The organism is Phaeobacter sp. SYSU ZJ3003, assembly GCF_041300735.1.
Lineage (GTDB): Bacteria > Pseudomonadota > Alphaproteobacteria > Rhodobacterales > Rhodobacteraceae > Phycobacter > Phycobacter gallaeciensis_A.
The window spans coordinates 1-3,410 of the sequence record NZ_PXNU01000112.1; the positions used below are offsets into that span (position 1 = coordinate 1).

The following is a 3,410-nucleotide window of genomic DNA, read 5'->3' on the forward strand; positions in this document are numbered from 1 at the left end:
CGGGCACCGATGACGTGAGCGATACCTCGGGCACGGCGGGCGACAATGACACGCCGACCGTGGTGGATCTTGAAGGCACAGCGTCGATCAATGGCGTGAAAACCGTGGTGCTGAGCTCTGATACGGACGCTTCAGGTGGCATGAGCGCCGGGGATGTCTTGACCTACACCATCACCGCAACAAACAGCGGCAACGTGACCCTGACAAATGTCGGCATTGAAAGTGACACTCTCAGCCGAGGGGTGACAAACCTGACGACGGTGACTGGTTTCTCCGCTTCGGATTTCACCCTGGTTCCGGAACACAGCGGGACGCTTGCCCCCGGTGAGTTTGCGTCATTCACGGCAACCTATGTGTTGACAGAAGCGGATATCGATGCGGGCGGATTGTCGAACTCAGCCACGGTTTCCGGCACACCGCCGACCGGAGAGGCCGTGACAGACGTGACCGATGACGGGACGACCGGCACCGGTGACGCGGGTGATGATCCGACGGTTTCCCTGCTTCAGCCTCTGGCGCGCAACGATGCCAGTTATGGCAATCAACTCGGCCAACCCGGAAAAGTCGCCGTGCTCGAAAATGACAGCTACGCTTCTGCCATGACACCGACCGTTATGTTGGTGACCGATGACGGGGCATTTGTCACGGAGATGACGGTGGCCGGAGAAGGTGTCTGGAAGGTCGGCGTCAACAACAAAATCCGCTTCACACCGGCGGCGGGTTATTTTGGCGACCCAACCGCCGTGGAATATGTCATCACCTCATCGAATGTTCCGGTGTCGAATCCTGCTGAGGTCCTGATCGATTATCTTGGGGTGGCCACCTCTGACGATCTCGTGGCTGAAAACGATGAGATTGTTGGCCAGGATCCCAGCGGGCCAGTGACAGTGAATCCGCTTCTGAATGATGCGGATGGCAACGCAGGGCAACTGGTTGCCTCTTCCGTCCGTCTCCTTGATGACAACAACAACCCTGTTTCCAGCCTGACCGTGCCTGGTGAGGGAAGCTGGTCGGTCGATACGCAAACCGGCGAGGTGACCTTTACGCCCGAACCTGGCTTCACCGGATCGAGCGCGAGTGTTCGCTATTATGTCGAGAACCTGGCAGGCATACCTCAGACGGCGGAGATCAGCATACTCTTCATCGACCCGCGGGGCGTCGTGTATGACACCGATACTCTCAGCCCGATTTCGGGGGTCTCGCTGCAGTTCGCGGATGCCACCGGTACGGTGCTGCCAGCCTCCTGCTTCCCAGCTGGGCAACAGCCCCAGACGACCGGAAGTGATGGCCGCTATCGGTTCGATTTGGCCGTCTCCTGTACCACGCTGGCAGGGCGGGAGTTCCAGATTCAGATCACCGGCGCCCCCGGCTATATGAGCGAGCCCGCGCCCGAGGGGCGTGAACAGGGAGTGCTGAATCCGGGCACACCGGCGACTGATGTGTACGAAGTTGTGCCCTATGACAGCGCACCGACAGCAGCGCAGACCCGGAAATACTTCACCAGATTCCTGATCGGTGCGAACTCGCGCCAGATCGTCAATAACCACATCCCCCTCGGGCGCCTCTTCAAGGAGATTGAGGAAGACCTGCGGCAGGTGCTGGAGGACGATCTTGCCGCGACCATGACGCAGCAGGGGCAGATCATGTCTGGCTATGCAAAGAACGCGCTGGCTCGGCTTAGGATGAATAGCCACACGGTCTGTGCAGCCGAGGTAGACCGGATCTTCAAGCGGCAGCCGGTGTCCTTTGCAACAGGCTCGGCAAAGCTGCCGAAAGAGGCCGACCAAACCCTTGATAGGGTCGCGCGGGTCATGGAACGCTGCGAAGAAATCGCTTTCGCTGTGCATGGCTACGTAGATCCCGCCTCCGGCCCGCGAGATGGTTACGACTTGAGCCAGGCACGCGCCAACAGCGTCATCGCGGGCCTGCGCCAGAGGGGCATCATCCGTGAGCGCCTGCAGGCCCTGCCTTTCCGGCTCCCGGGCGGCGAGGCCGGGACCGAGGGTGACACGGAAAACCGGATCCGAGTGGTTTCGTCAGGCCGTCTGATCACCGATGCCACCTGTGCGGACACCGTCACGACTGATGATGGCATGAATGTCGATATAAACGGTTCGAGCGGCAGCATTGATGGCAACTATTTGCAGGAGCGGCGAAATTGCGCGCGCGATGGCTGGACCATTCTATCGGGTAGCTTCAGCCACCTGCGCAACAGCAACGGCATGAACCAAAGTATGTTCCAGTTGTCCAAACGCAGCGAACGCTTCATAAGCGACGACCATTTGTCCGGGTGGTTCCTGGGCGCATACGCAACCTCAAATGATGTCTCCGGACTCGCCGATGGCACCATCCGTGGCTTTGGTCTGAATGCAGGTCTGTACGGAGCCAGACGCTTCGACAGCAATTTGTTCCTCGACTACTACTTTGGTGCGGCTGCCGGACGGCATCGGTTCGACCTTGCCTTCGGCCGGGTGGGCGGAGTGATATCTGCAACAGGTCACTACGACTATACGGCCCTGTTCATGGGGGTTGCCCTATCGGGGCAAACCCACCTGGGCAATTACCCGCTGACACCGCGGGTCGGGCTGGATGTGGCTTGGTCTCCGGGTGGCTCTGTGGAGGTAGCGGTCAGTCAGGGGGCCATCTCTAATGCAACCGGCCTTCGTCTATCCTCTGTCTCGGGGCTCAAGCTTTTCTCCGAGTTGCAGTTCGACGATCTTCTGCCCGGTCGCCCCGCGACGCTCATGGCTGCTCCCCGCCTGTTGTGCGAGCGGGCCATCGGCCAGCAGGACACCGAATGTGGTTATGGGTTGGATCTGCGCCTTGCACACGAGGTCGCAGCCAGCGCCAGCCGTTATGAACTGGCGCTGACTGGCGAACACACCCGCGCCCGCGACAGCTATGGTGTGTCGCTCTCCTTCACACAGGCGCTCGCGGCGGGCGCCCTCGAAGGAGCTGCGCGAGTGACGCAAGACGGTCGCCCTGGCGTTGGAATGGCGTACAATCTCGACTTCTAATCTGAAACGAGAGTTATGAGAGACGCTCTGGAGCGGCAGAAATATAGCCGCTCCAGAACGTGAGCTGGAGGTTTCACTCTAGATTTCTTAGCATAGGCAGGCTCCGCACTACGCGCGGCAACATTTCAGCCTGCATTGCAAAGGCACACCGCAACGCGCAACTCAAGTCGTACCTCTTCACGTGGATGGCGGCTTTGATCAGGTGGCTTGCCATGACTGCCGAGATCATCCAGGGGGTTGAGTTCCGCGACGGCCTCCGCCAACTTCGAGCTGCCGCCTGATCAGACGTCACCAACTTCTGCGCATATCTCAGAGGAAGGGCCAGTTGCCGGGAATGTCCCGATCGATGTTGAAAAGCGTTTCGGGCGACGCTGCGGATTTCATGGTTATGCG

At 59.8% G+C, this 3,410-nt stretch carries 1 protein-coding gene; it reads left to right on the top strand.

The window, feature by feature from the left end; all coding sequences use genetic code 11:
* Nucleotides 1-14 precede the first annotated feature (14 nt).
* Nucleotides 15-3,017, top strand: coding sequence for an OmpA family protein (locus C6W91_RS20820; RefSeq protein ID WP_370571566.1), 3,003 nt, complete (start codon nt 15-17; stop codon nt 3,015-3,017).
* Nucleotides 3,018-3,410: the final 393 nt, after the last annotated feature.